The organism is Rhodococcus gordoniae (assembly GCF_001646655.1).
Taxonomy (GTDB): domain Bacteria; phylum Actinomycetota; class Actinomycetes; order Mycobacteriales; family Mycobacteriaceae; genus Rhodococcus; species Rhodococcus gordoniae.
The window spans coordinates 1-25,610 of sequence record NZ_LPZN01000029.1 but is presented as its reverse complement, the minus strand read 5'-3'; the positions used below and the strand labels follow the sequence as shown (position 1 = coordinate 25,610).

General features: G+C 69.6%; 23 protein-coding genes and 1 pseudogene. 12 read left to right on the top strand and 12 right to left on the bottom strand.

What is annotated here, in order from left to right; genetic code table 11:
- Positions 1–134: 134 nt before the first annotated feature.
- The 4 genes from A8G18_RS12915 (at position 135) to A8G18_RS12900 (ending at position 6,328) form a co-directional block, all read left to right on the top strand.
- Entirely contained in the window at positions 135–866 is a 732-nt protein-coding gene (locus tag A8G18_RS12915; protein ID WP_064064197.1) for a GAF and ANTAR domain-containing protein, read from the top strand.
- Positions 867–931: 65 nt separating this feature from the next.
- Complete coding sequence (locus A8G18_RS12910) at positions 932–2,485, top strand: succinic semialdehyde dehydrogenase (protein WP_064064196.1); 1,554 nt, start codon at positions 932–934, stop codon at positions 2,483–2,485.
- Positions 2,486–2,528: 43 nt separating this feature from the next.
- Positions 2,529–3,848 carry an alpha/beta hydrolase gene (locus A8G18_RS12905; RefSeq protein WP_064064195.1) on the top strand — a complete coding sequence of 440 codons (1,320 nt, stop codon included), beginning with the start codon at positions 2,529–2,531 and terminating at the stop codon, positions 3,846–3,848.
- Positions 3,815–6,328, top strand: coding sequence for a bifunctional lysylphosphatidylglycerol flippase/synthetase MprF (locus A8G18_RS12900; protein WP_245207871.1), 2,514 nt, complete (start codon positions 3,815–3,817; stop codon positions 6,326–6,328). The genes A8G18_RS12905 and A8G18_RS12900 overlap by 34 nt, the downstream gene beginning before the upstream one ends.
- A 14-nt stretch (positions 6,329–6,342) precedes the next feature.
- On the opposite strand, the gene A8G18_RS12895 is transcribed toward A8G18_RS12900, so the two are convergent.
- Positions 6,343–7,116, bottom strand: coding sequence for a DUF427 domain-containing protein (locus A8G18_RS12895; protein ID WP_064064194.1), 774 nt, complete (start codon positions 7,114–7,116; stop codon positions 6,343–6,345).
- 191 nt (positions 7,117–7,307) lie between these two features.
- Here A8G18_RS12895 and A8G18_RS23595 point away from each other — a divergent pair, with 191 nt between their 5' ends.
- The 7 genes from A8G18_RS23595 to A8G18_RS12860 all read left to right on the top strand — a co-directional run bounded on the left by A8G18_RS23595 (position 7,308) and on the right by A8G18_RS12860 (position 15,573).
- Positions 7,308–7,439 carry a hypothetical protein gene (locus A8G18_RS23595; protein ID WP_269726633.1) on the top strand — a complete coding sequence of 44 codons (132 nt, stop codon included), beginning with the start codon at positions 7,308–7,310 and terminating at the stop codon, positions 7,437–7,439.
- Positions 7,436–9,058: a phytoene desaturase family protein gene (gene crtI, locus A8G18_RS12890; RefSeq protein ID WP_064064193.1), complete on the top strand. Its 1,623-nt coding sequence runs from the start codon at positions 7,436–7,438 to the stop codon at positions 9,056–9,058. Before A8G18_RS23595 ends, crtI begins: the two co-directional genes overlap by 4 nt.
- On the top strand, positions 9,051–10,019 hold the full coding sequence (locus tag A8G18_RS12885; protein WP_016933829.1) for a phytoene/squalene synthase family protein: 969 nt from the start codon (positions 9,051–9,053) through the stop codon (positions 10,017–10,019). Before crtI ends, A8G18_RS12885 begins: the two co-directional genes overlap by 8 nt.
- Before the next feature lie 52 nt (positions 10,020–10,071).
- Positions 10,072–10,656 carry an isopentenyl-diphosphate Delta-isomerase gene (idi, locus tag A8G18_RS12880; RefSeq protein WP_016933828.1) on the top strand — a complete coding sequence of 195 codons (585 nt, stop codon included), beginning with the start codon at positions 10,072–10,074 and terminating at the stop codon, positions 10,654–10,656.
- A gap of 38 nt (positions 10,657–10,694) precedes the next feature.
- Positions 10,695–11,447: an ABC transporter permease gene (locus tag A8G18_RS12875; RefSeq protein WP_064064192.1), complete on the top strand. Its 753-nt coding sequence runs from the start codon at positions 10,695–10,697 to the stop codon at positions 11,445–11,447.
- 288 nt (positions 11,448–11,735) lie between these two features.
- Positions 11,736–14,915: an acetyl-CoA carboxylase family protein gene (locus A8G18_RS12865; protein ID WP_064064190.1), complete on the top strand. Its 3,180-nt coding sequence runs from the start codon at positions 11,736–11,738 to the stop codon at positions 14,913–14,915.
- Between the two features lie 19 nt (positions 14,916–14,934).
- Positions 14,935–15,573 carry a UdgX family uracil-DNA binding protein gene (locus A8G18_RS12860; protein WP_016933502.1) on the top strand — a complete coding sequence of 213 codons (639 nt, stop codon included), beginning with the start codon at positions 14,935–14,937 and terminating at the stop codon, positions 15,571–15,573.
- Between the two features lie 4 nt (positions 15,574–15,577).
- Here A8G18_RS12860 and A8G18_RS12855 read toward each other — a convergent pair whose 3' ends face one another.
- From A8G18_RS12855 to A8G18_RS12835, 5 genes are read right to left on the bottom strand one after another with little or no spacing between them, the layout of a single operon-like run.
- A complete protein-coding gene (locus A8G18_RS12855; RefSeq protein WP_064064189.1) occupies positions 15,578–16,516 on the bottom strand; it encodes a copper resistance D family protein in 939 nt (312 codons plus the stop codon).
- Positions 16,517–16,521: 5 nt separating this feature from the next.
- Positions 16,522–17,055, bottom strand: coding sequence for a copper resistance CopC family protein (locus A8G18_RS12850; protein WP_064064188.1), 534 nt, complete (start codon positions 17,053–17,055; stop codon positions 16,522–16,524).
- Positions 17,052–17,729, bottom strand: a complete 678-nt coding sequence (locus A8G18_RS12845; protein WP_064064187.1) for a YcnI family copper-binding membrane protein — start codon at positions 17,727–17,729, stop codon at positions 17,052–17,054. Before A8G18_RS12845 ends, A8G18_RS12850 begins: the two co-directional genes overlap by 4 nt.
- 35 nt (positions 17,730–17,764) lie before the next feature.
- Positions 17,765–18,256, bottom strand: a complete 492-nt coding sequence (locus A8G18_RS12840) for a hypothetical protein (RefSeq protein ID WP_064064186.1) — start codon at positions 18,254–18,256, stop codon at positions 17,765–17,767.
- 25 nt (positions 18,257–18,281) lie between these two features.
- Positions 18,282–18,965 (bottom strand): DUF6474 family protein, encoded by a 684-nt coding sequence (locus A8G18_RS12835; protein ID WP_016933497.1) that lies wholly within the window; start codon positions 18,963–18,965, stop codon positions 18,282–18,284.
- A gap of 146 nt (positions 18,966–19,111) precedes the next feature.
- On the opposite strand from A8G18_RS12835, the gene A8G18_RS12830 reads away from it, so the two are divergent.
- Positions 19,112–20,689 carry a TM0106 family RecB-like putative nuclease gene (locus A8G18_RS12830; RefSeq protein WP_064064185.1) on the top strand — a complete coding sequence of 526 codons (1,578 nt, stop codon included), beginning with the start codon at positions 19,112–19,114 and terminating at the stop codon, positions 20,687–20,689.
- Between the two features lie 41 nt (positions 20,690–20,730).
- Here A8G18_RS12830 and A8G18_RS12825 read toward each other — a convergent pair whose 3' ends face one another.
- From A8G18_RS12825 to A8G18_RS12800, 6 genes and pseudogenes are all read right to left on the bottom strand, one after another.
- Positions 20,731–21,540 carry an alpha/beta hydrolase gene (locus A8G18_RS12825; protein WP_064064184.1) on the bottom strand — a complete coding sequence of 270 codons (810 nt, stop codon included), beginning with the start codon at positions 21,538–21,540 and terminating at the stop codon, positions 20,731–20,733.
- A gap of 73 nt (positions 21,541–21,613) precedes the next feature.
- Positions 21,614–22,381 carry an SDR family NAD(P)-dependent oxidoreductase gene (locus tag A8G18_RS12820; protein WP_064064183.1) on the bottom strand — a complete coding sequence of 256 codons (768 nt, stop codon included), beginning with the start codon at positions 22,379–22,381 and terminating at the stop codon, positions 21,614–21,616.
- A 56-nt stretch (positions 22,382–22,437) separates the two neighbouring features.
- Complete coding sequence (locus tag A8G18_RS12815) at positions 22,438–23,685, bottom strand: MFS transporter (RefSeq protein WP_064064182.1); 1,248 nt, start codon at positions 23,683–23,685, stop codon at positions 22,438–22,440.
- Complete coding sequence (locus tag A8G18_RS12810; RefSeq protein WP_172506070.1) at positions 23,682–24,185, bottom strand: MarR family winged helix-turn-helix transcriptional regulator; 504 nt, start codon at positions 24,183–24,185, stop codon at positions 23,682–23,684. The genes A8G18_RS12815 and A8G18_RS12810 overlap by 4 nt, the downstream gene beginning before the upstream one ends.
- A gap of 79 nt (positions 24,186–24,264) precedes the next feature.
- A complete protein-coding gene (locus A8G18_RS12805; protein WP_064064181.1) occupies positions 24,265–24,963 on the bottom strand; it encodes a TMEM165/GDT1 family protein in 699 nt (232 codons plus the stop codon).
- A 263-nt stretch (positions 24,964–25,226) separates the two neighbouring features.
- A pseudogene (locus A8G18_RS12800) lies at positions 25,227–25,603 on the bottom strand (peptidase).
- Positions 25,604–25,610 lie beyond the last annotated feature (7 nt).

Genomic DNA, 25,610 nt, shown 5'->3' with positions numbered 1-25,610 from the left:
TCGTACAGCCTAACGGGGTGAAACGGAAGAGGTCGTGTTCCGAAGGTGGGGCGGCCGTGCAAGACTCGCGGTACCGGGTGATCCGGTCGTCGGATCCGTCGGGTGACGGGTTCCGCGGGAGAGAGGATGTTCCTATGACACGTTCGTCGGAAGCGGGGGATATCGGACGCCGCATAGCGCAGCTCGCGCGCGGCTTCTACCATCCGGCCGATCTCGACGAGACCCTGCGCGGTGTGACCGCGGCCGCGGTCGAACTGGTGGAGGGGGCCGATTGTGCCGACATCCTCATCGTGACCGGAGGGAAGCATTTCCGCTCTCTCGCCGCGACGTCGGAACTCGCCGAGCACCTCGACGACGTCCAGGAGCAGTTCGGGGAGGGTCCGTGCCTCGATGCGAGCTTCAAGTACCTCGTGGTGCGCTCCGAAGACCTGCGGACGGAGACCCGCTGGCCGCGTTTCGCGAAGGCCGCGGTGGACGCGGGTGTGCTCAGTGCCTTGTCGTTCCAGCTGTATCTCGATCAGGAGAGCATGGGAGCGCTGAACATGTTCTCTGCGAGAGCCGAGGCATTCGGTCCTCTGGCGGAGGCGACCGCCGAGGTCCTGGCCGCTCACGCCGCGATGGCGATGAGCGCGGCCCGCAGCCGGGGACAGTTCGCGTCCGCCTTGGCGACCCGCGACATCATCGGGCAGGCCAAGGGCATGATCATGGAGCGTTTCGGGGTCGATGCCGTCGCGGCCTTCGAACTGTTGCGCCGGCTCTCGCAGGACAGCAACGTCCCCCTCGCGGAGGTCGCCCAGGGGATCGTCGAAGCGGGTCCCGAGCGACGCGACGATCGGGAGACGGGCCTCGACGCCACGTCTGTGTGACAGCACACACCCACCCGGGTAGGTTTGGTGAAACTGCAAGTACTACTCACCGGTAGGGGTGCAACATGCCAGCTCCGAGCGCTGCGACCTTCCAGCGTCTTGCCGACCTCATCGCGATCCCCGACGCCGCCGAGCGGACCACCCGCCCCGTCGTCGAGGCCTTCACCGGCCGGGAGCTGGCCACCGTGCCGGTCGGCACGGCCGAGGACGCGAAGGCCGCGATCGACCGGGCCCGCACCGCGCAGGTCGCCTGGGCGAAGCTGCCCGTGGACGAGCGCGCCGCGATCATGCACCGGTACCGCGAGCTCGTGCTCTCCCGGCGCGAGCAGCTCATGGACATGGCGCAGGCCGAGACCGGCAAGTCCCGTGTCTCCGCGCAGGAAGAGGTGCTCGACATCTCGATGACCGCGCGGTTCTACGCGCGCGTCGCGCCGAAGCTGCTGCGTCCCCGCAAGGCGACGGGCATGCTGCCGGTCCTGACGAAGACCACCGTCCTGCACCATCCCAAGGGCGTCGTCGGCGTGATCGCGCCCTGGAACTACCCGATGACGCTGGCGGTGTCGGACGCGATCCCAGCCCTGCTCGCCGGCAACAGCGTGGTGCTCAAGCCCGACAGCCAGACCCCGTACTGTGCGCTCGCCGTCGTCGAACTCCTCTACGAGGCCGGCGTTCCCCGCGACGTCTTCGCCGTGGTCACCGGTCCCGGAACCGTGGTGGGCACCGCGATCGTCGAGAACGCCGACTACCTGATGTTCACAGGTTCGTCGGAGACGGGACGTCTGCTCGCCGAGCAGGCCGGCCGGCGCCTGATCGGGTTCTCCGCCGAACTCGGTGGCAAGAACCCCATGATCGTCACGGCCGGGGCGAACCTGCGCGAGGTCACGAACGCCGCGGTGCGGGCGTGCTTCTCCAATTCCGGCCAGCTGTGCATCTCGATCGAGCGGATCTACGTCGAGAAGTCCGTCGCGCCGGAGTTCGTCCGGATGTTCGGTGCCCGGGTGCGCGAGATGGCGCTCGGTGCCGACTACGACTTCGGCACCGAGATGGGATGCCTCATCAGCGAGAGCCAGGTCGAGACCGTGACCCGGCACGTCGAGGACGCCGTCGCCAAGGGCGCGACCGTCGTCGCGGGCGGAAAGGCACGGCCCGATCTCGGCCCGCTGTTCTTCGAACCCACGGTGCTGACCGACGTACCCGAGGACGCCGAGTGCTACCGGGGCGAGACGTTCGGGCCGGTGGTGTCGATCTACCCGGTGGAGAACGTCGAGGAAGCGATCCGCGAGGCCAACGACACCGAGTACGGACTCAACGCGTCGGTGTGGGCCGCGACGAAGGCGCAGGGCGAGGCCGTGGCGGCGCGGGTGCGTGCCGGCACGGTGAACGTCGACGAGGGGTACGCACCGGCGTGGGGGAGCACCGATGCCCCGATGGGCGGCATGGGTATCTCCGGCATGGGCCGCCGCCACGGCGCGGAAGGCCTGTACAAGTACACCGAGGCACAGACGATCGCGACGACACGGCTGCTCAACCTCGACGGTCCGCGCGGGCTCCCGCGGCGGGTGTGGGCGAAGATGCTCGCCCCCTTCGTCGAGTCGATGCAGTGGCTGCCGGGGCGCTAGAGATCCGATCGATCGACCCGGGGCGTCGCGCATACTGATCGTCATGTCCTGGGCCGGGATCGAGGAGTCGGTGCTGGGCGCACCGCTGACCACGCGACCAGCGGTCGCGATCTTCGCCGTTCTCGTGGTGACAGGCCTGGTCGTGCTGCTCACCCGCAGGCATCGCTCGTGGTTCGTGCGCGGCGCCCCCGTCGCAGCGCTCACGGCTGTCGCCCTCACCGCCGTGGCAGCACTCCTGGTCGAGAAGGTGTGGAAACCCTTCCCGGACCGTTTGCCATGGGTGGTGTACGGCTGGGTGGCGGCGGCACTGCTCGCCGTCTCACTGCTGATCGGACGATGGTTCGTACGGCGGCGCGATCGGCGTCGGTCCTTCGTCGCGGTGACACTCGTGGTGGTGGCGGTGCTCGTCGTGGTCGCGGCCGCGGGCCGGATCAACGCGGTCTACGACGCCTATCCGACCGTGCGGGCGGCACTCGGCATCAGCGACTACCGAAGCGTCCCCTTCGACGATCCGTCCGTCCGGGCGTCGCGGACCGTACCCCTGGAGAACTGGTCGGCGCCGGCCGACCTGCCCGCGACCGGAGCGGTCACCTCGGTGACGATTCCCGGGACGGTCTCCGGATTCCGTGCGCGAGAGGCACGCGTCTACCTTCCGCCCGCATACTTCTCGGATCCGAGACCCGAACTGCCCGTGCTCGTCCTGCTCGCCGGACAACCGGGAAGCCCGGAGGACTGGCTCGTCGGCGGGCGTCTCGCACAGACCATGGATGCCTACGCCGCCGAGCACCGGGGCCTGGCACCGGTCGTCGTGCTCGCGGACGGTACCGGAGGCCGGTTCGACAACCCGCTGTGCACGGATTCGCATCTCGGCAATGCGGCAACCTATCTCGCCGTCGACGTGCCGTCCTGGACACGGGACGGCCTGCAGGTCGACGACGATCCGAAGGCGTGGGCCGTCGGCGGATTGTCGTACGGCGGAACATGCGCACTGCAACTGGCCACCACCCGCCCCGACGTCTATCCGACCTTCCTGGACATGTCGGGGCAGGCCGAACCCACCATCGGTGATCGGGCCTCGACGATCCGGGACGTGTTCGGCGGCGATGCGGAAGCATTCGCCCGCAACAATCCTGCCGACCTGCTCGCACGCAACCGGTATCCCGACTCCGCCGGTGCTTTCGTAGTGGGACTCGACGATTCCGAATACCGTGCCGGGGTGGAACAACTCGCCGCGGCGGCCCGGGAGGCAGGGATGGACGTCCACCTCACCGAACTGCCGGGTACCCACAGCTTCGCCCTGTGGTCCGCAGCGCTCGAGAAGGAGTTGCCATGGCTCGCACAACGACTCGGGCTCGGCAACTGACGTCCCGCATCGGGACGGCGGTGCTCCGGGCACCCGTCTCGTGCGGACTCCTCGTACTGCTCTGGTTCCTGGCGGTCACCACCGGCTCGACGCGGAGCGGCCCGTCGCGCGCGACGGCGTCCGAGGTCTCGCTCGGGATCCCGAACATCGCGGACGGGCACCTGTGGACATTGTGGACCTCGGGGTTGTTCGCCTCCGGCCTCGGTGAATACGTGGTCGGAAGTATCGCGATCCTCGCCGTCGCGGTGCCGGTCGAACGTCGCATCGGCAGTCGCAGGTTCACGCTCGCCGCGCTCGTCTCCCAGGGCCTGGGGGCGGCACTGGCGTTGCTCGTGGCCCGGATCGCGTCGCTCGTGCCGAACCTGTGGGGGCGGGAACTGCACACCCACCTCACCGAGGACCCGCTGGCCTGGGTGCTGGGCGTCCTGCTCGCGTCCACCACTGCGATGGGCGCCCTGTGGCGTCGCCGCATACGAACCCTTCTGCTGGTGTTCCTGGTGACCGCAGCTCTGTTCGCCGGGCACCTGCAGGACGTGAACAGGGTGACGGTCGCGCTCGCCGGGTTGCTCGTCGGCCCGCTCCTGTTCGGTCGCGGTGTGCGCCGTCCGACGCTCGGCGGCACCATCCGGGAACGCCGCACGCTCGTCGCGCTCGTCGTCGCGGCGAGCGTGCTCGGCCCGATCTTCGCGGCGTTCTCCCCACACTCGATCGGTCCGCTGTCCGCGCTACGCGAACTGTTCGAGCAGGTTCCCTACAGCCCGCGAGAACTGGTGGACGTCTGCGCCGATCCGGCGCTCCACGACGAATGCCGGAAAGGGCAGCAGGCCCTGCGCCTGTCGGGAATCGGTCCCCTGGTGGCCGATCTCCTGCCGTCGATACTGCTGCTGATCGGTGCCGAAGGACTGCGCCGCGGGCGACGGGCGGCATGGTTCCTCTCGGTGGGAGGACACATCGTGCTGATCGCCGTGGCCGCCGCGAGCACGATCGTGCGCGTGGCAGAACAGGACGAGACCCGGTCGCTGCTGTACGGGATCCATCGGCACAGCTCCGTAGCCATGGAACTCGCGCCGCTCCTCGCTCTGGTCACCGTGCTCATCGTGTTGCTGCTGACCCGCACCCTGTTCGATGTCCGCGCACCGCGGGGAACCTATCGCCGGGTCTGGGCCGGAACCGCGGCCGCCGCAGGCATCGCGCTCGTGACGTACCTGGTGGCGGGCACGCTGGCCGCCGACGGATTCGACCGTGATCCGGGCGTCGGCACCTTGCTCCGCGACGCTCCCCGCCGGCTCCTTCCACCGGTCTGTCTCCAGCTCTTCGAGCCTCCCGTGATGCCACTCGACACCGCGGCCACCCTGCTGTTCGAGTGGACCGGTGTGATCGTCTGGGTCGTCTTCTGTGCCCTGATGCTGCGCAGTTTCCTCGTTCCGCCGCTCGGGGTCGACCTCGGTGACGAGCAGCGGGTGCGAGAACTCCTGCACTGTCCGGGCGGCGGCTCGATGGCGTGGATGACGACCTGGGCGGGAAACCGGTACTGGTTCAGCGCCGACGGCCGGCACGCCGTCGCGTATCGGGTGCACTCGGGCGTCGCGCTGACCACGACCGATCCGATCGGTGAGCGCTCGTCGCTGACCGGAGCGATCGACGAGTTCGCGGCCTACTGCCTCGGCAATGGATGGACCCCCTGCTTCTACACGGTGGGCGAGGACACCGCAGCGATCGCCCGGGAGCACGGCTGGACCTGCCTGCAGGTCGCCGAGGAGACCGTCGTCGATCTCGCGGATCTCGCCTTCAAGGGCAAGAAGTTCCAGGACGTACGCACCGCGCTCAACCGTGCCGCCAAGGACGGGATCGAAGCGAAGTGGACCACCTTCGCCACCGCGCCGCTGTCGGTGACCGAGCAGATCGTCGACATCTCCGAGGAATGGGTGGCCGACAAGGGACTGCCGGAGATGGGATTCACGCTCGGAGGACTCGCCGAACTGCGGGACCCCGAAGTCCGGTTGCTGCTCGCGGTCGACGCGAACGAGCACGTCCATGCCGTCACGTCGTGGATGCCGGTCTACCGGGACGGGGAGGCTGTGGGTCTGACACTGGACTTCATGCGGCGCCGTTCGGACGGGTTCAGGCCCGCGATGGAATTCCTCATCGCCTCCGCGGCACGCTCCGCCGCAGAGGAGGGCCTCGAATTCCTGAGTTTGTCGGGTGCCCCGCTCGCGAGCGTGGACGGTGCGTCCGGACTCGACCGTGGGGCCTTCGACGCCCTGCTCGATCTGCTCGGCCGCACTCTCGAACCCGTCTACGGATTCCGCTCGTTGCTCGCGTTCAAGGCGAAGTTCCAGCCCCGCTACCGGCCGCTGTACATGGTGTTCCCGGACCCGGCGGCGCTGCCGGCCATCGGGATCGCGGTCGGTCGTGCCTATCTGCCGCACATGTCGCTCGAGGAAGGTGGCCGTCTGGTCACACACCTGTTGCGCGGATGAGGTTGTTCACGCACTCACTCCTCGACCGTGATCTCCGCGGCGTCGTCGTAGAAGCACACGTATCCCTCGATGAACTCCATGCCGGGGAACGGCTCGGGATACGACCATGCGACGTTGTCCTCGGGCGGCGTGCCGGAGAACGACCAGTACCGGGCGATGCCCTTGTAGGGGCAGCTCGTCCGCCATTCCGATTCCTCGAGCACCGAGAAGTCGACGTCCTCGGGCGGCAGGTAGTAGCGGGTCGGCAGGCCGGTCTCGAACACGAGCACAGGATTGCGGGTCTCGCCGACCACGACGTCGCCGATGGTCACGCGCACGTGGCGCGAGCTGCGTAATGCGTCGACTCGGTGAAAGGGATCGCGCGGATGGGTGAACACTTCGGTCTCCTCCTCGAACCACCGCTCGCCCTCGTCGAGGTCCTCGCCCGGCCCCGTCTCACCCCACCGGAACCACTGGAAGACGAGGCGGTCGTCGAGCCCGTCGACGTCGAGCTGGCAGACGGGTGAATAGGCCCGCCGGTCGCCGACGACGATGTCGTACCACTGCCACACGTCCTGCCGGGATCGGCTGGGCGACACGGAGGCCGAGATCAGGTCGAGCCGGACGTGCTCACGGGGGAAGGCATAGAACGGAACGGGTTTGCCCGGTGCCCACACCAGTACGGCCCGGCTGCTGTCGACCACGGTCCGGCCGAACCACTCACCCCTGATCCGGCGCTCGGTGGGTTCGTAGAGATAGTCGTCGGTCTCCGGTGGGCGTCGGAGCACAGCGGTCTTGCGGGCAGCCATATGTCGACCGTATCGCGCCGTTCGAAGGAAGGGACCGGACCGGTCGAGCAGAGATCCGGGAACCGAACCCATCCGCCCGCCACCCGGCTCCGAATACGGGACGAGGCGGCGTGAGGGCCGTCACCCGAACCGACCGAGAAGAACCGATACGACACCCGAACAGCTCCGGCGGCGACCAGAGGAACACCGACATGCACCCATCCGAAGCCCGGCCCGACGACAACCGGCACCCGCATCCGTCCGTAGGTTTTCTCCAGTTGTTCATGGAAGCGCGCACCCGCGTGGAGCAGGTGACGCCACGCGTACAGGGAGGGAAGGCATGAGATCCGTCAGTGGCCCCGCCGAGTCCGTCGTCGTGGTGGGGGCGGGCCTCGCGGGGTTGTCCGCAGCGCTCCATCTCACCGGAGCCGGCAAGCGCGTCACCGTCCTCGAACGCGAGAACACGGTGGGCGGTCGCGTCGGTACGTACCCGGTCTTCGAGGACGGCCGGCATCTCTACGACATCGACAACGGGGCCAGTGTCCTGACGATGCCGGACCTGATCGCCGACGCGCTCGCCGCCGTCGGTGAATCCTTCGACTCGACCGCCCCGGCGCTCGCCCTCACCCCGCTCGCACCCGGCTACCACGCGCGCTTCGCCGACGGCACCGCCCTGAACGTGTACGCCGATCCGGACGAGATGACCGCCGAGATCGCGCGGGTGTGCGGCCCCGACGAAGCCGGCGGATACCGGCGGCTGCGCCGCTGGCTCGCGTCGATCTTCGACGCCGAGTTCGACCGCTACATCGACTCCAACTTCGACTCGCCGCTCGACCTGGTATCGACGCCCGCGGCGCTGCGGGACACCGCGAACCTGGTCCGGCTCGGCGGCTTCGGTCGCCTCGGAGCACGCGTCGGGTCCTTCGTGAAGGACGACCGGCTCCGGCGGATCTTCACCTTCCAGGCGCTCTATGCGGGAACCGCCCCGGCGACGGCCCTCGCGGTCTACGGCGCCATCGCCCACATGGACACCTCGCTCGGCGTCTACTTCCCGAAGGGCGGCATGTCCGCCATCGCCGCTGCCATGGCGGACGCCCTGATACGTAACGGCGGCACGGTGCACACCGGGATCGACGTGGCGGAACTGCGCGTCGAGGACGGCCACGCGGAAAGCGTGCGATCCGCGGACGGCCGGTACTTCACCGCCGACGCCTTCGTCCTCACCGCGGATCTGCCCGTGGTGGACGATCTGCTCCTCCGTGCCGGGGTCCTGCCACGCCGACGCAGCCGGAGCGCGACGGTCGCGTCGCCGTCCGCCGTCGTCTTCCACGGCACGGTGCCCACCGACGTGACCCGGGCCTGGCCGTCGGACTCCCACCACACCATCGATTTCGGTGCCGAGTGGTCGGAGACCTTCGCCCGGATCACGGCGCCGCGCGGTCACGGCCGGTTGATGGCGGATCCGTCGCTGCTCATCACGCGACCCGCCGTGACCGATCCGTCCCTGCGGGTCGTGCGGAGCGGCGTCGAGTGCGAGCCGGTCTCGGTGCTGGCGCCGTGCCCGAATCTCGCGTCCGCGCCTCTCGACTGGGGCCGTCTGGGAAGGCCGTACATGCGGGAGATCCAGCAGGTCCTCGAGCGTCGCGGCTACCGGAATCTGACGAGTGCCATGCGCATCGACCATCTCGACACCCCGCAGACCTGGGCGGACAAGGGGATGCTCGACGGCAGCCCGTTCTCGGCGGCACACCTCTTCCGTCAGACCGGTCCCTTCCGCCGACCCAACCTCGTGCCCGGGGTCGACAATCTCGTTCTCGCCGGGTCGGGCACCACGCCCGGAGTCGGCGTCCCGACCGTGATCATCTCGGGTCGGCTTGCCGCGAAACGTATCTCGGGTAGCAACTCCACCGGTTCCACGCCGGTGCCGGTCCCGATGGAAATGGGTGCGACGGCTCATGGGTGAACTCGACGCAATCGATCCCGGCCTGCACGAGGCGTACCGGCTGTGCCGTGAGCTCAACCGGCGCCACGGCAAGACCTACTTCCTCGCGACCCGTGTCTTCCCGGCGTCCAAACGTGCCGGGGTGCATGCGCTCTACGGATTCGCGCGGATGGTCGACGACATCGTCGACGTGAAACCGGTCGACGCGGCACCGGTTCTCGACGCGCTCGAACGCCGGCTCACCGATGCGCTCGGCGGCCGACCGCCGACCTACGACGAATTCGGTCTCGTATTACGAGCGCTCGTCGACACCACGCAGCGGTACGACATCCCGCACGAGTACTACTACGCCTTCCTTCGCTCGATGCGGATGGACATCCCCGGCACCGAGCTGTTCCGTTCGCGGTACCGCACGATGGACGAGCTGTCGGAGTACATGTACGGCTCGGCTGCCGTCATCGGACTGCAGATGCTGCCCATCCTGGGGACCGAGACGGAACGCGAGCGGGCCGAGGCTCCCGCCGCCGCACTCGGTGAGGCCTTCCAGCTCACCAATTTCATCCGCGACATGGGGGAGGACCTCGACCGCGACCGCATCTACCTGCCCACCGACACACTCGCCGCCTTCGACGTGGACGAGGACCTGCTGTGGCACTGCCGCAGGACGGGGCAGCGCGACGTGCGGCTCGAGCGCGCCCTGGCGCATCTGATCGCGCACACCCGCTCGATCTACCGTGTGGCCGAACCGGGCATCGACCTGCTCGACCCCGAGGTGCGGCCCGCGATGCGCACCGCCTTCGTGCTCTACGGCGACATCCTGAGAGCGGTGGAGGAGAGCGGATACCGGGTACTCCACCAGCGCGCACGCGTGTCGCGGCGCCGGCGCCTGTCGGTGGCGGCACCCCAGCTGGCCTCGGCCGGTTGGACCACACTGCGCACACGGTCGAGACTGGGAGTGGTCACCGCGCCGCAGGACCGGTGACACCTGCCCGGCCGAGCCGGCATTCGGACACGAATACAGAACAGGACATCACATGGAACAGGTCGTGCTGCTCGACGACGCAGGCCGCGCGGTCGGAATCGAGCCGAAGGCGACGGTGCACACCACCGACACCCCGCTGCACCTCGCCTTCTCGTCGTACGTCTTCGATCCCCACGGACACGTTCTGCTCACCCGGCGGGCCCTGGACAAGTCGACCTTCCCCGGTGTCCTGACGAACAGCTGCTGCGGCCACCCGGCTCCGGACGAGCCGCTCACCGAGGCCGTGCGCCGCCGGCTGGGTCAGGAACTCGGACTCGAGGTGCACGACATCGAGGTCGTCCTGCCGTCCTTCCGATACCGGGCGGTGATGGACAACGGCATCGTGGAGAACGAGATCTGCCCCGTCTTCCGGGTGCTGTACGACGGACCGGAGCCCACCCCCGAGCCGTCGGAGGTGCACGACACCGAATGGGTCGACTGGGGGGAGTTCTCCGAGGACGTCGTCGAGGGACGCCGTGAGGTGTCGGTGTGGTGCCGCGAGCAGGTCGAGCAGCTCCGGGAGCTCGGTCCCGATCCGCGGCGCTGGCCGGTGGCGTCCGCCGCGGATCTTCCGCACGCCGCGCCCGAGCGTCGATAGGGCGGCATCCGGCGAACGGGGTCGTTAACGTCGACCCCGTGATCGACCCGTCCGTCCTGATCCGCACGATCGTCGGTGTCCTCGCCCTTGCTGCGATCTCGACGGCGGTCCTGTGGGCGTTCCGCGCCCCGCACCGATTCGCGCCGGTCGGTGCCATCGCCCGCGGCGCGGTCCAGCTCGCGCTCATCAGCGTCGTGCTCTCCGGTGTCATCGCCGACGCCCGCTGGGTCGCCGTGGTGCTCGTGGTGATGTTCACCGTCGCGTGGTGGACGGCCTGCCGACGCATCGGGAGCGACGCCGTCGTGCGCGGGGTGACGGCCGCCGCGATGCTGACCGGCGTGCTCGTCTCGGCGGGTGTCGTCTTCGCCACCGGCGCGGTGGAGGCCACCCCGCGTTACGCGCTCGCGCTCGGCGGCATCATCATCGGCAACACGATGACGGTCGCGACCCTCGCCGGTCGCCGCTTCCACGACACCGTCGACGACCACTGGTCCGAGGTGGAGGGCTGGCTCGCGCTCGGCGCGACCATGCGGCAGGCGACGCTCTCACCCGCCCGGTTCGCCGTGCACGCGGCGATGATCCCGTCGACCGATCAGACGAGGACCACCGGTCTGGTGACCCTGCCCGGAGCCTTCGTCGGCGCGATCTTCGGCGGGCTGTCACCGGTCGAGGCCGGACGGTTCCAAGTGGTGGTGCTCGCCGCGATCATGGCGACGGCCTCGATCACGTCCGTATCGATGGCGCTCGGTCTCGGCCGCGCCCTGCGGTACCGTCCCGTGGTCGTCGCGTGAGACGCATCGTCGTGCACCTGTCGCGAACGGGTGATCTCGACTGGATCCGGCACGTGGTGCTCTCCGACGACGAGGTGGGACGTGAGATGCGGAATCTGTCACCGCTGACCGTGATCTCGCCTCGGCCCGCGCAACGAACCGGCTCGAATCGTACCGACGAAGGGCAGAAGGCCGTCGCTGAATGCCTGTATCGGCGCCACCGGCTCGAGTACCGTCGATCGATGATCTTGCCCTTTCCGAACTCGGTAGTAATTGTGGAGGCAGCCGCTGCCGAGGGAAGGATCGTCGATGTTGCTCGTAGCCAACCGGGGTGAGATCGCGTTGCGGATCGTCCGCACCGCCGGAGACCTCGGACTCGACACGGTCGCCGTTCATGCCACGGACGACGCCGACGCTCCGCACGTTCGCGCCGCCACGCGAGCCGAGGCCCTTCCGGGCACCGGTCCCTCCGCCTATCTCGACCCCGACGCGATCGTCGGCGTCGCCCGGGCGACCGGGTGCACGCTCGTGCACCCGGGTTACGGATTCCTCAGCGAGAACGCCGCCTTCGCGCAGACCTGCGCGGATGCCGGGCTCACCTTCGTCGGACCGTCCCCGCAGGCGCTGCGCGTCCTCGGCGACAAGCGCGCCGCCCGTGAGGTGGCGGACGAACTCGGCATCCCGGTGATCGCCGCCGTCGAGGCCAGGGATCCGGATTCCGTGCGGGCGTTCCTGCTCGACCATCCGAACGGGATCGTCGTCAAGGCGCTCTCGGGTGGTGGCGGTCGCGGCATGCGCGTGGTCCGCGACGCCGCCGACCTCGACGAGGCGCTGCGGCTCGCCGCGGCCGAAGCACTGGCTGCCTTCGGAGACGACAGGCTGTACGCGGAGGGGCTCGTCGAGCGTGCCCGGCACGTCGAGGTGCAGGTCGTGGCCGCCGAATCGGAATCGGGTACTCGCGCGGTCGCACTCGGCGACCGCGACTGCAGTGTGCAGCGCCGGCACCAGAAGCTGGTGGAGATCGCGCCTGCGCCCGACCTGCCGGAGTCGTTGCGCGAGGCGCTGCACGGCGCGGCCGTCAGGCTGATCGGGCACGTCGGCTGCCACGGACTGTCCACCGTCGAATTCCTCGTCCACGACGACGGATTCGTGTTCCTCGAGGTCAACCCGCGAATCCAGGTGGAGCACACCGTTACCGAGGAGGTGACGGGCGTCGACCTCGTGGCGATCCAGCTGGCGATCGCCCGTGGGGCGGCATTCGAGGAACTCGGTCTGCCGGCGGGAATCACTCTCGACAGCAACACCATCGCAGGGTGTCCCGCTGCGGCACACGGCATCGCGGTGCAGGTGCGTGTCAATGCCGAGACGCCGCGCGCCGACGGGATCGCCCTGCCCACCGCGGGCACGCTCACCGCGTTCACGCCACCCACCGGTCCGGGGATCCGCGTCGACACCCACGGGCGACCCGGGCTCGAAGTGACCGGCCGCTACGATTCGCTGCTCGCCAAGGTCGTGGCGTACGTGCGCTCCGGCGATCGGGCGGCGGTCCTGCGCAAGGTGTCGACGGCGCTCGGCGAGTTCGTCGTCGACGGTGTCGGCACCAACCGCGACCTTCTGCGGAAGATAGTGGACGACAAGGAGTTCCGGTCCGATGCTGTCCACACCACGTGGCTGGGGGAGCGACTCCCGGATTTCGTCGACACCACCACGACAACTCCGGTGGGGTACACGGATCTGCGCGCCGACGAACACGCGGTACGCGCCGAGATGGTCGGCACCGTCGTGGAGATCGCCCGCACCGGCGACACGACTCCGGCGGGTGCGCCGATCGCCGTGCTCGATGCGATGAAGATGCAGCACGAGATCCGGGCGCCGGGCAACGCCGTGGTCGAACGCGTACTCGTCGAACCGGGCCGCACGGTCGACCCGGGCACGGTGCTCGCGGTGGTCCGCGTACTCGACGCGGACACCGCGACGGACGGTGTCGCCGTCGATCCCGGCACCGACCGTGACGATCTCGACGAGATCCGTCGCCGTCACGAGGCCACTGCCGACGCGGCGCGGCCGGACGTGATCGCGAGACGGCACCGGCAGGGCCGGCGCACGGCACGGGAGAACATCGCCGATCTCGTCGACGACGGCACGTTCGTCGAGTACGGGCCACTCGTCCTCGCGGCCCAGCGCAGCCGCCGCAGCGAGGAGGACCTGATCGCGAACACCCCGGCGGACGGACTCGTCGGCGGCACCGCGCGGATCGGTGGGGCCGAGGTGGTCGTGATGTCCTACGACTACACCGTTCTCGCGGGAACCCAGGGCCGGAACAACCACCGCAAGACCGATCGGCTGCTCGAACTCGCCGCCCGGCGGCGGGTGCCGCTCGTGCTGTTCGCCGAGGGCGGCGGCGGACGACCCGGGGACGTCGACGCCGGTCCCGGTGCGGGCCTCGAACTGCCCACCTTCCGCTCGATGGCGTCGCTGCGCGGACGCGTGCCCACCGTCGCGGTCGTCTCCGGCCGTTGCTTCGCGGGCAACGCCGCGCTCGCCGGAGTGTGCGACGTGCTCGTCGCGACCCCCGACGCCAACATCGGCATGGGCGGTCCCGCGATGATCGAGGGCGGAGGACTCGGCGTGCACCGCCCCGAGGACATCGGACCCGTCGACGTGCAACGCCGCAACGGCGTCGTGCACGTCGCAGCACGCGACGAGGCACATGCCGTGGACGTCGCCCGGAGATATCTCGCCTATTTCACCGCGCCGCACGAGGACCGGCAGGCACCCGACCCGCGTCTCGCGCGACATGTGGTGCCGGAGAACCGTCTCCGCGCCTACGACGTGCGGTCGGCGATCGACGCGATCGCCGATGTCGGATCGGTGCTGGAGCTGCGGCCGGACTACGGCGTCGGCATCGTCACCGCCCTGATGCGAGTGGAGGGTGCTTCCTACGGCGTCCTCGCCAACAGTAGCGCCCATCTCGGCGGAGCGATCGACGCGGAGGCCGCCGACAAGGCCGCGGACTTCCTGGAACTGTGCGAATCGCACCGGCTTCCCGTGGTGAGTCTGTGCGACACACCGGGATTCATGGTCGGCCCCGAATCGGAGAAGGACGCCACCGTGCGCCGCTTCGGGCGCTTCTTCGTCGCCGGCGCACGCCTGACCGTCCCGTTCGGCATGATCATCCTCCGCAAGGGCTACGGGCTCGGCGCGATGGCGATGGCCGGCGGATCCTTCCACGCACCCGAATTCACCGTCGCCTGGCCGACGGGCGAGATCGGCGGGATGGGACTCGAAGGGGCCGTGCGGCTCGGATTCCGCAAGGAACTCGACGCCGCGGAGACACCCCGGGAACGCGAGGAACTGTTCGACCGGCTCGTCGCCCTCGCCTACCGGCAGGGAAAGGCGCTGCAGGCGGCGACGAGCTTCGAACTCGACGACGTCATCGATCCCGCCGACAGCCGCACCTGGATCGCGCGACTGGTGCAACAGCGGTGAAGCCGGGTATGCGACAGCCATGGTGACCTATCCCGGCGCGCAGCAGTACGTACCCGACAGCCGCGACCTCGCCGACCTCGCCGCCGCGTCCGCGGGGTGCCGGGGATGCGATCTCTACAAGGCGGCCGAACGCACCGTATTCGGCGCCGGAGTGCGCGACGCGCGCATCCTGTTCGTCGGCGAGCAACCGGGCAACGAGGAGGACATCGCGGGAGAGCCGTTCGTCGGCCCGGCCGGGCATCTGTTCGACAAGGCTCTCGAACGCGCAGGGATCGACCGCGGGACGGTGTACGTGACCAACGCCGTCAAACACTTCCGTTTCGACCGATCCGCCAACGGCCGCAGGCGGATCCACAAGAAACCGTCGGGGGGTCAGGTCGCCGCGTGCCGGCCGTGGCTCGAGGCCGAACTCGACGCCGTTCGTCCCGACGTCGTGGTGTGTCTCGGTGCCACGGCGGCGCAGTCGCTGCTCGGCAAGGATTTCAAGCTCACACAGCACCGCGGGGAGGTCCTGCACCTGCCCGAGGAGCTGTGCGGGTCGTGCGATCCGGCGGTGGTCGTCACCGTGCACCCGTCGGCGGTACTGCGGGCGAAATCGCAACGCGACGACATGTTCCGCTCGTTCGTACACGATCTGGAACGCGCGGCCACATTGTGACGGCTCAGCCGGTGGTCGCGAGCCCGGCCGCGAGCCCGAGCGCGACCGACATCGCGCACACCTCGAGGACGGCGTTGCGCAGCGACTCCTCCTCCGGGAGACGGTGGGACGCGGCAGCGGGAATCCAGTTCCGTCGCCAGTTCCACGCGAGTCCCAGCAGGGCGCACAGCACGATCGCCTTCGCGAGCACGATGCGTCCGTAACCGGTGCCCAGCAGCGCCGAGACGGAACCGAGCCGCACCGCCGCGTCGATCACGCCGGTCACCACCAACGCCACCACGCATCGCAGGGCCAGGTGCGAGTAGCGCGGCAGCAGCTCCGCCCACGCTCCGCGGCCCCGGACGGTCACGGCCAGCGCCACGAGCACCCCGAACCACACCGCGGCGGCGAGCACGTGCACCGCGTTGAACAGCGACCCCAGCGGCTGCTGCGCCATGTGGCCCGTGACGGGCCGGGCGATCAGCGCGAGCGCCGCGGCGACGAGCACCGGCAGGGTGGACCACGACGCCGACCGGCGGTACGCCACCGCGGCGACGGCGACGATCGCGGCGATACACACCCACGCCGCCGCATCCACGCGTCCCGTGGGGGTGCCGAGGAACTGCCCGAAGCGTCCCACGTCCAGTTCCGCGGCAGGAACGTCGGCCGCCGCGGCTGCGGCCCAGGCGAGGTCGACGCTCGCGAGCGCGAGCCAGACACCGCCGAGCGCGGCGATCGTCCGCCACAGTGTCTCGGGGGTGACCGAGGGCCGACGTTGCCGTTGCACCAGGACGGCGAGCACCGCGAGTCCGAGCACGGTGGAGCCGACACACAGTCCGACGGCCCGGACCGAACTCGAGGGGGCGGGCAGGGCGAGGGAACCCGCCACGGCGATACCCGCGACGGTTCCGAAAGCGACGCCGGCAGCGGCCACGACGAGCCACTGCCGGCGTTCCGGGATCATGCGGGTCAGGCCTTCGGCTTGCGCAACGCGAAGGCGAGACCTGCGGCGACCACCACGGCACCCGCGACGACGAACCACCACACGGCGGGTCCGCTGCCGTCGCCCTCGCCCGACTCCGAGCCGGTCTCGCCGGACGCTGCGTCACCGGACGCCGCAGCACCGGGCGTTCCGCTTCCTTCCCGGGTGAGCGTGAAGGTGCGGGTTCCGCTGACGGGATGCCCGTCGGCGGAGGTCACCCGGTAGGCGATGGTGTACTCGCCCACGGGTCCGAGACCGTCGAGTTCGACGGCCGCGGTCGCACCCTCGATGATCGGGTCGCTCTTCGACCACAGGTTGCCGTCGGGCCCGACGACGGTCAGGGCCGCGAACTGCTCCTGCAGGTTCTCGTTGAACGTCACGGTCACCCGATCGGGTGCCTCGGCGATCTGTTCGCCGTCCTCGGGCGAACTCGACAGCACCACCGAATGGGCGGCCGCGGAACCGACGGACAGGGTCAGCGCCGCGGTGAGCGCGGCGAGGAGAACGAGGATGCGCTTCATGCCCGCCGCCCCCGGATCACGGCGCCGAGGCCGAGTGCGGCACCGAGCGCGCCGAGCACCAGGCCGATACCACCGAGCCAGCGCGCGGTGCTGTCGGTGCTGCCGGTCTCCGCTGCGCCGGCGGTCTGCCCGGTGTCGGTGGCGTGCGTGTCACCACTGCCGCCGCCGTGGCCGTCACCGCTGCTCGCGGCGAGGGTCAGGGTCGGAGCAGGGCGCTCGGGCTCCGCGTCGCCGGTCGCGATCTCGTCCCACGTCACGACCTCACCGTCGCTGTAGGTCTGGATCGCGGGGAAGGCGACCTCGTCCTCCTCGGGCAGCGGACCGGCGGACAGGACGAACTGCTGGAACTGCCCCGGCCCGACCTGCACGTCGGGTCCGGCCGTCCACGTCACGGAGGTTGCGAGCTGCGACTCGGGATCCTTCTCGACGGTCGCGGTCCAGCCGGGCAGCGGCTCGGTGCGCGCCGAGCGCAGGCCCGGAAGTTCCACGGTGACGGCCGTGGTGCCGGCGGTCTCGGATTCGGTGGGGACCCGGAAGGTCAGAACGGAGTAGCCGCCCTGCTCGGCGCCGGGTGCGACGACGGTGACGTGGGCGGAGGCGATGCCGGCGCCCACGACCATCAGCGCAGCGGTCGTTGTCGCGCCCACGAGGGCGCGACGGGAGAACTCGAACATGTATGGGGTCTTTCTCGTAGTAAGAGGATCGATCGTCACGACACGGTCGCGGCGAGCGGTGGTCCTCTCCTCGAGATGGCGGGAGGCGCGCGTCCCCATACGAGACGGTCGGTCGAGGAGGTCGGCGCGAGCACGGCGGGCGCGTCGACACCGGGACCGCGCATCAGGACCGTCCGGAGCACGGTGCCGCACGCCGCGTACACGCGGACCGCGGCGGTGAGCAGTACGGCGCACACCACCACGGCGATCATGTGTGCGGCCAGCATGGACACCGACATGTGCTCGTGGCCCGGAGCCACCACGGTGAGCGTGACGTGTGTGGCCGCCTGTCCGCCGGCGAGGAGCACCAGCGGAGGCAGCGACGGCTGGTGCGCGCCGAGGATCCCGACGATCGCCGCGACCGCGACCAGCAGTACCGCGACCGGTCCCGTCGGCACACCACCGCCGGCGGTGCCGTGGGCGGCCACCGCCAGCACCGCGGTGGTGATGCCTGCGGTGGTGCCGAGAACGGTCGGGTACCTGGTCACTGCAGTCGTGCTCGATCCCGCTCGGTCAGCGCACGCCGAGGCGTGCGAGGAGATCCGCTTCGATGCCGTCGAGTTCCGAGGCAATCGCCGCGTGCGCCGACTTCCGGCGTGCGGTCGGCATCTGCTCGGCCGTCTGCACCGCCGCGGTCAGGTCGGTGAGCCGTTCGCGGGTCGCGGCGGCGAACTTCTGCGTCTCCGCGTCCTTGGGGTTGCGCTGCTCGACCTTCGCGAGCGAGTGCTCCGCCCCCGCGATGCGGGCACTGAGACGAGCACCGTGACCGGTGAACGAACCGAGCTCGTCGATCGGCACCCCGAGCTGCTGCGCGCGACGAGCGTCGAGCTGACCGCGCAGCGCCGTGACGGCCTGGTAGACGATCGGGACGAGCACCGGCGCGAGCAGGCGTGCGACGCCGAGATAACGGCGCACCTTCGCCGCGGTGAGACCCTGGCTCTCGGCGGCCTTCTTCTGCGCCTTGAGCGTCGCGATCTGTTCCTTCTCGAGCTTGGCCTGCGACTTCACGAGTTCCTGATCGAGCTTGACCTGCGACTTCGCAAGTTTCTTGTCGATCTTCGTTCTGACCTTCGCCGCCCGCCGGTCGTTCTTGAGCCGATTCTTCGCGACCAGTCTGGCCTCGAGCTTCGCCTTGGTCCGCAAGGCCTTCGCTTCCGCCCTGCGAGTCGCGCGACGCTTCCGTGTGAACAACCCCATCGAACAGCACCCTCCATTCGGTACGACACGACGCTCCGGCGCCCCGCGTCAGCCTAACGTGACGGTGCTGCGAGCCGTCGCCTGTGCAGGGAATACCCTGGAATGTCGTGGACGCAACCGGAGAACTACCGCGGCCCGAACGCGGAGTGTCACAGCGCACAGTCGTCGCCCTCGAGGCCGCTGCGCTGACGAGGTGCCGCCACCGGGTCTATCTCGACGCCACCTTCCCCGACGAACTCGCAGGTGCACCCGAGAATCCCGGTGCTCGGCAACGTCAGGAGGCAGCGGCTGCGCACCGCGAGGCGATCCGTCAGAAGCTGTTCGACGCCGACCCGGAGGGGTGGGTGCTCGTCGCTCCCGAAGGACCGATGCGGCAGCGCGCCGAACGCACGCTCGATGCGTGCCGCGCGGGCGCCGACCGGATCTGGGGTGCGGTACTACCGAGCGAACCTGACACCGGACGCCGCGGACGGTCGGAGGTCCTGCTGCGCGACGCCGAGCACGGTGGGTACATCCCGGTGATCGTCGTCAACCACAAGGTCACCGATCCCGGACGCGGCGCGCTCACCACCGATCTGTTCGCGTGGGCACCCGCTGTGGACGAGACCCGCAAGGTGCGCAGTCAGGTGCGCGACCAGATGCGGCTCGCGCACCTGTACCGCATGCTCGAGCGGCACGGGCTCGCAAGCTCCGCGAAGGTCGCCGGCGCGATCGGGTACGGCGGCGACTGCATCCTCGTGCACGATCTCGACCCGATCCTCGACGACTACGACGCCCGTCTGACCGACCGTCTCGAGATCGCCCGGGGCCGCACCCCGACCTCCCCGTCGCAGATCGGCGAGTGCAAGACCTGCCCGTGGTGGGATCGCTGCCGCGCCGAACTCACGGTGAGCCGCGACGTGTCGCTGGTCGCGCCGGGGCAACGCGCCGCCGTGCTGCGTGAACTCGACGTCCACACCATCGACGGACTCGCCCGGTGGGAGGGTGAGGAACCCGAGGCGTGGCCGCAGGGCTCGTTCGAGGACGCGATCGTCACGGCGCGGGCCTGGCTCGCCGGTGCGCCGCTCGTGCGTCGGTACCGGCACGTGCACGTCCACCGCGCCGACGTCGAGGTCGACATCGACATGGAGAGCTACCACGAGCACGGCGCCTATCTGTGGGGCACGCTGCTCAATGCGGGCTCGTCGTCCGAGTACATCCCGTTCGCGACGTGGGAGCCCGTGCCGACCGACGACGAGGCACGTTCGTTCGCCGAGTTCTGGCGCTGGCTGTCGGATCAGCGGCGCGCCGCCGAACGGCGGGGGAAGACCTTTGCGGCCTACTGCTATTCGCGGTCGGCGGAGGACAAGTGGTTGTTGTCGTCGGCACGGCGGTTCCACGGTTTCCCGGGTGTGCCGGAGCTCGCGGAGATCAAGGCGTTCATCGGCTCGAACGAGTGGGTCGACATCTTCCAGGCCGTCACCGACCAGTTCGTGTGCCCGAACGGCAAGGGACTGAAGAAGATCGCGCCGATCGCGGGGCATCACTGGCGCGACGCCGAGGCCGGGGGAGAGGCGTCGATGAGCTGGTACCGCGAAGCCGTGGGCATGGCGGGCGAGCCCGATCCGGCGCAGCGCCTGCGGTTGCTCGAGTACAACGAGGACGACGTGATCGCGACGAAGGTGCTGCGCGAGTGGATGAGTGATCGTGCGGTGCTCGACATCCCGTACCTCGAGGACCTGTAGGGGCGCTCCGCGCACGAGCGATCACGCCGGCGCGGCGCGGCTCACAGGCCTGCTGTGAGCCGGATCAGCGCCTCCACCACGGGAGCGCCGAACATCGGCGGGTCGTTGTGTTCGAGACCGGCGAGCTGCACCCGCTCGGACAACTGCCGGGCGGCATCGGCGACCGCCGCGCTCTGTGCCGGCGGGACGATGGTGTCGGCGGTGCCGTAGACGACCGTGATCGGCACGTCGATGCGGGCGGCGAGCTCGGCGACCGGGAACTCGTCCTTCAGCACGGCGGCGGGGACGAACGGATAGTGGTGCCGGGCCACGGCGGCGAGATCGGTGAACGGCGAGCGCAGCAGCATTCCCGCCGGAGGTTCGTCGACGGCGAGTGCGGTGACGACCGCGCAACCGAGGCTCTCCCCGAAATACAGCAGCCGGGTGGGGTCGACGTCGTCGCGCGAGCGGAGATGGTCCAGTGCCGCGCGGGCATCGGCGGCGAGACCCTCCTCGGTCGGGCTGCCGGGGTTGCCGCCGTAACCGCGGTAATCGAGCAGCAGCGTCGAGAAACCCGCCGCGGCGAGGTCGGCGGCGGTATCGGCGCGACCGAGGCGGTTGCCGCCGTTACCGGCGGCGAGCAGGACGGTGAATTCGTGCCCGGCACCCTCGGGTTTTCGGCCGGGCACGAACCAGGCGTCGAGCTCGAGACCGTCCGACGTCCTGAGCACGACATCCTCGGCACCCGGCAGGACGGTCGCGGCGGACGGGGGAGCGGTGGTGTCGGGCAGATAGATCAGGCGTCGTTGCAGCGCCCACCCGGCGACGCCGACGAGCACGCCGACGAGCAGCACGGCGAGAACGATCCGCATGTGACCAGTCCAGCGCACGTGCGCGTTTCCGGTAGCGGGAACCACCGGAAACGCGCACGGGTGGCGAAGCCGCCTAGCGCGGCGCCATGCGCAGGGCGCCGTCCATACGGATGGTCTCGCCGTTGAGATAGTCGTGCTCGACGATCATCTGCGCGAGCTGCGCGTACTCGGCGGGCTGAGCGAGCCGCGAGGGGAACGGCACGCCGGCCTCGAGGCCCTTGCGGTACTCCTCGGTGACCCCGGCGAGCATCGGGGTGTCGACGATGCCGGGGGCGATCGTGTTGACGCGGATGCCGAACTGCGCGAGATCGCGCGCGGCGGGGACGGTCATACCGTGCACGCCACCCTTCGACGCGGAGTACGCGATCTGGCCGATCTGGCCCTCGAAGGCCGCCACCGAGGCGGTGTTGATGATGACGCCGCGCTGACCCGACTCGTCGACCGTCCCGGTCTTGGAGATGGCGTCGGCCGCCAGGCGCATGACGTTGAACGTGCCGAGCAGGTTGACGGTGATGACCGTGCGGAACAGCTCCAGGTCGTGCGGGCCGTTCTTCGACAGGATGCGGCCGGCCCAGCCGACACCGGCGCAGTTGACGACGATGCGCAACGGAACACCGGATTCGACGATGCGATCGACGGCCGCCTGGACCTCGTCGCCGCTCGTCACATCGGTGGCGAGGAGCGTGACGCCCGCGGGGGCGGAATCGCCGACGCGGTCGATGGACTGCTGCAGGTCGAGGCCGAAGACGGTAGCTCCGGCGTCGGCGAGGCGGCGCGCGGTTGCGGCGCCGAGACCGGATGCGGCACCGGTCACCAGCGCGGCGGATCCCTGAATCTCCACTGTTCGTATCTCCTGTCTCGAGCTGTAGGGCTCGTCAGTGTCCTTCGTCACGAACCCTAGCCGGTGACCGTCGTGACCTCCGCGGGGGTGGAGGCCCTGCGGCGCAGCGCGACGATACCCATCGCTGCGGCCACCAGACAGGCGACGGCGCCGAGCACCAGTCCGGCCCGGCCACCCCATTGCTCGCTGACCCATCCGGCGATGGGACCACCGATGGCCGTCGAGCCGAGGAAGGCGACCGACCACAGGGCCATCACCCGGCCGCGCATCGTCGGAGCGGCGGCGAGCTGCAGCGAACTGTTGGTGGTGGATGTGAAGGTCACGCTCAGGGCACCCACGATCACCATGACCACGATGAGCGTGGTGAGGTTCGGGGCCGCCGCGGCGACCGCCAGGGCGATGCCGAACGCGAGTGAGGTGACGATGAGTGGCCGGGTTCCGGTCCGGCCCCAAGTGGCGACGACAAGCCCGCCCACGACGGACCCGGCGCCCATTGCGGCGGTGAGGAAGCCGTAGGCCCCGGCACCGGCAGCGAAGGTGTGGTCGGCCAGGACCGGCAGAACCACCTGGAACTCGAAGGCCAGACATCCGACGAGCGCCATCATCAGCAGCGGGACGGCCAGGTCGGACGTGCTGCGGACGTAGGCGAAACCCTCGCGCAGCTGTCCCTTCGCGCGGGCGGCGGCGGGGGAGCGCTGGAGCCGGGAGACGTCGAGTCGCAGCAACGAGGTGACGACGGCGACGAAGCTCGCGGCGTTGAGCAGGAAGCACACGCCGAGTCCGCCCGCGGCGATGACCAGGCCGGCGACGGCCGGGCCGATCATGCGGGAGCACGAGGCGAGGACCGACTGCAGGCTCACGGCGTTGCGCAGATCCTCCGGACCGACCAGTTCGAGCATGAACGACTGTCGGGCGGGGTTCTCGAAGCACTGGTTGAGGCCGAGCGCGACCGCCAGGACGTAGACGTGCCACAGGGCGATGGTGTCGGTGACGACGAGCAACCCCAGGATCAGGGCCTGCACACCCATGAGGGTCTGCAACCCGATCATGAGCCGGCGTTTGTCGGATCGGTCGGCGACCACGCCGCCGTAGGGGCCGAGCAGCAGCATCGGCACGGTCTGCAGCGCGAGCACGATGCCGATGGCGGTCGCGGAGCCGGTGAGCTGCAGGACGAGCCACGACTGCGCGACCGTCTGCATCCACGTGCCGACGAGCGAGATCGCCTGGCCGCTGATGTAGAGGCGGAAGTTGGGCCCGCGCAGGGCGGCGAAGGTCTGTCCTCTGATGTCGGCGAGCACCGTCACGGGCGACCCCCCTCGGCGGAGGGGCGCGGTGAATCGGCGACGCGCTGCGAGAGTGCCTCGAGGGCGGGCAGCGCGCCGTGCAGAGCAGCGAGGTGCCGGTCGTCCAGTTCGGCGAGGTGACGGGCGAACAGGGCGGTGCGGCGGTCGCGCAGTTCCGCCGAGAGTGCGGCACCGGCGGGAGTGATGTGGACGCGGACGACGCGCTTGTCGTCGGCGTCGGGGGACCGGGTGAGCAACCCGTCGTCTTCGAGTTTGCCCACCATGCGCGAGCACATGGTGGGGTTGAGCCCTTCGATCTCCGCGAGGTCGCGGACTCCGATCGTCTCGTGGCGGGCGACGGTCGTGAGGAGGGTCGACTGCGAGCGCGTCAGCCCTTCCTCCGAGGCGAACATGCCCATGCGGCGGGAGATCCGTCCGATCGCGATACGCAGACGGTGGACGTCTTCCGCGTCGAACGGGAGAGTTCCGGATCGAGGGGCGCTGCCTGAGAGATCAGACATGGAACCACCTCCGAATTTATTTGCCTATCGGCAAGCATACTCCTGTACGGGGAGGAAGAACACTGTTCGGAGGGGGTGATCAGGGCCGCATCAGGGCGGGGGACTCGTCCTCGGCAGCGCGACGAGCCCGCAGGCGCATCGCCGCGATCACGCCGACGGACAGCAGCAGGGCCACCGCTCCGGCGATCGGTCCCACGGCGCCGGTCTCCGGGAACAGTCCGTCGCCGAGCATCCACGCACCGAAGCCGAAGAACAGTGCGGCAGCGCCGAAACGGATGGCATTCTCGGGCAGGTGCCGGCCCAGCACGGCGCCGGCGATGATGGCCAGCGCGTCGGCGGCGACCATGCCGACCGTCGATCCGATCCACACCCCGGCCCAGTTGTTGTCGGTCGCGAGGGTGATGGTGGCGAGCATCGTCTTGTCGCCGAGTTCGGCGAGGAAGAACGCCGAGGTCACCGCGAGGAAGGCGGACCGCGCGACGCGTCCGGCCTTCGACTGCTCGTCGTCGTCGAGAGAGTCGCCGCGCAGCGTCCACGCACCGAAGATCAGGAAGGCGAGGCCGCCGACGATCGCGATGGCGGTCGCGGGGATCGCCACGCCCAGATAGTGCCCGACGGCCACCGAGACGAGATGGACCGCGGTGGTGGCGAACAGGATCCCGGACAGGACGACCCACCAGCGATATCGCAGGGCGAAGGTCATCGCCATGAGCTGGGATTTGTCGCCGAGTTCGGCGATGAAGACGACCGCGAAGGACAGGACGAGTGCGGACCACATATGTGTCTCCTCCTTTCGTAGGGAGGAAACGGGGCTTCCTCCGGACGCCGGACGCACGGTGCGTCGGGCGGCCGAAGGTCTCGCCCACCGGAAGATGGTCCGGTCCGCGGGGCCGGGCGTCGCCGTGTCGGGCGCCGCCAGTATGTCGACCCTGCGATTGGGGGCTACTCCCCTTCGCCGACGACAACGTTAGCTCGGCAAACCGAATTCTGTAAAGGCAATGCTAACTTTCGGAGAACCGAACTCTCATTTTCAGGGCGGCCTCACGAAGCGAGCAGCATGGCCAGAATCGCGGTGTCGGGATCGTTGCCCGGATCCACTCCCACCTTGCTGACCAGCGCCGTCACCGTGCCGTCCGGTTCGGCCTCGACCCACGCCGCGCGATGCTCGAGGCCGAGACGGCGCGCTCACCGAGCACCGGACCTTCTGCGACGACGAGACCCACGGTCCCGGGTTCGGGGTTCTCGGGCAGTTCCTCCTTCACCCCGAACACGGTCGAGGTGGGCAGCAGTCCCGGCAGCGACGCGATCCGCACCGTCATCGCCAGCACCTGGGCCCATTCACGGGTGGTCGCGGGCCATCTGCCCGAGACGACGAAACCCCGCAGCGACCCGTCGGACTGGAATGCGGACAGCTCGATACGGCTG

Excerpts from the sequence above, each read along its gene's own strand:
- A8G18_RS12915 (WP_064064197.1), top strand. The coding sequence starts at position 135 with ATGACACGTTCGTCGGAAGCGGGGGATATCGGACGCCGCATAGCGCAG.
- A8G18_RS12910 (WP_064064196.1), top strand. The coding sequence starts at position 932 with ATGCCAGCTCCGAGCGCTGCGACCTTCCAGCGTCTTGCCGACCTCATC.
- A8G18_RS12905 (WP_064064195.1), top strand. The coding sequence starts at position 2,529 with ATGTCCTGGGCCGGGATCGAGGAGTCGGTGCTGGGCGCACCGCTGACC.
- A8G18_RS12900 (WP_245207871.1), top strand. The coding sequence starts at position 3,815 with ATGGCTCGCACAACGACTCGGGCTCGGCAACTGACGTCCCGCATCGGG.
- A8G18_RS12895 (WP_064064194.1), bottom strand. The coding sequence starts at position 7,116 with ATGGCTGCCCGCAAGACCGCTGTGCTCCGACGCCCACCGGAGACCGAC.
- A8G18_RS23595 (WP_269726633.1), top strand. The coding sequence starts at position 7,308 with ATGCACCCATCCGAAGCCCGGCCCGACGACAACCGGCACCCGCATCCG.
- crtI (WP_064064193.1), top strand. The coding sequence starts at position 7,436 with ATGAGATCCGTCAGTGGCCCCGCCGAGTCCGTCGTCGTGGTGGGGGCG.
- A8G18_RS12885 (WP_016933829.1), top strand. The coding sequence starts at position 9,051 with ATGGGTGAACTCGACGCAATCGATCCCGGCCTGCACGAGGCGTACCGG.
- idi (WP_016933828.1), top strand. The coding sequence starts at position 10,072 with ATGGAACAGGTCGTGCTGCTCGACGACGCAGGCCGCGCGGTCGGAATC.
- A8G18_RS12865 (WP_064064190.1), top strand. The coding sequence starts at position 11,736 with ATGTTGCTCGTAGCCAACCGGGGTGAGATCGCGTTGCGGATCGTCCGC.
- A8G18_RS12860 (WP_016933502.1), top strand. The coding sequence starts at position 14,935 with ATGGTGACCTATCCCGGCGCGCAGCAGTACGTACCCGACAGCCGCGAC.
- A8G18_RS12855 (WP_064064189.1), bottom strand. The coding sequence starts at position 16,516 with ATGATCCCGGAACGCCGGCAGTGGCTCGTCGTGGCCGCTGCCGGCGTC.
- A8G18_RS12850 (WP_064064188.1), bottom strand. The coding sequence starts at position 17,055 with ATGAAGCGCATCCTCGTTCTCCTCGCCGCGCTCACCGCGGCGCTGACC.
- A8G18_RS12845 (WP_064064187.1), bottom strand. The coding sequence starts at position 17,729 with ATGTTCGAGTTCTCCCGTCGCGCCCTCGTGGGCGCGACAACGACCGCT.
- A8G18_RS12835 (WP_016933497.1), bottom strand. The coding sequence starts at position 18,965 with ATGGGGTTGTTCACACGGAAGCGTCGCGCGACTCGCAGGGCGGAAGCG.
- A8G18_RS12825 (WP_064064184.1), bottom strand. The coding sequence starts at position 21,540 with ATGCGGATCGTTCTCGCCGTGCTGCTCGTCGGCGTGCTCGTCGGCGTC.
- A8G18_RS12810 (WP_172506070.1), bottom strand. The coding sequence starts at position 24,185 with ATGTCTGATCTCTCAGGCAGCGCCCCTCGATCCGGAACTCTCCCGTTC.
- A8G18_RS12805 (WP_064064181.1), bottom strand. The coding sequence starts at position 24,963 with ATGTGGTCCGCACTCGTCCTGTCCTTCGCGGTCGTCTTCATCGCCGAA.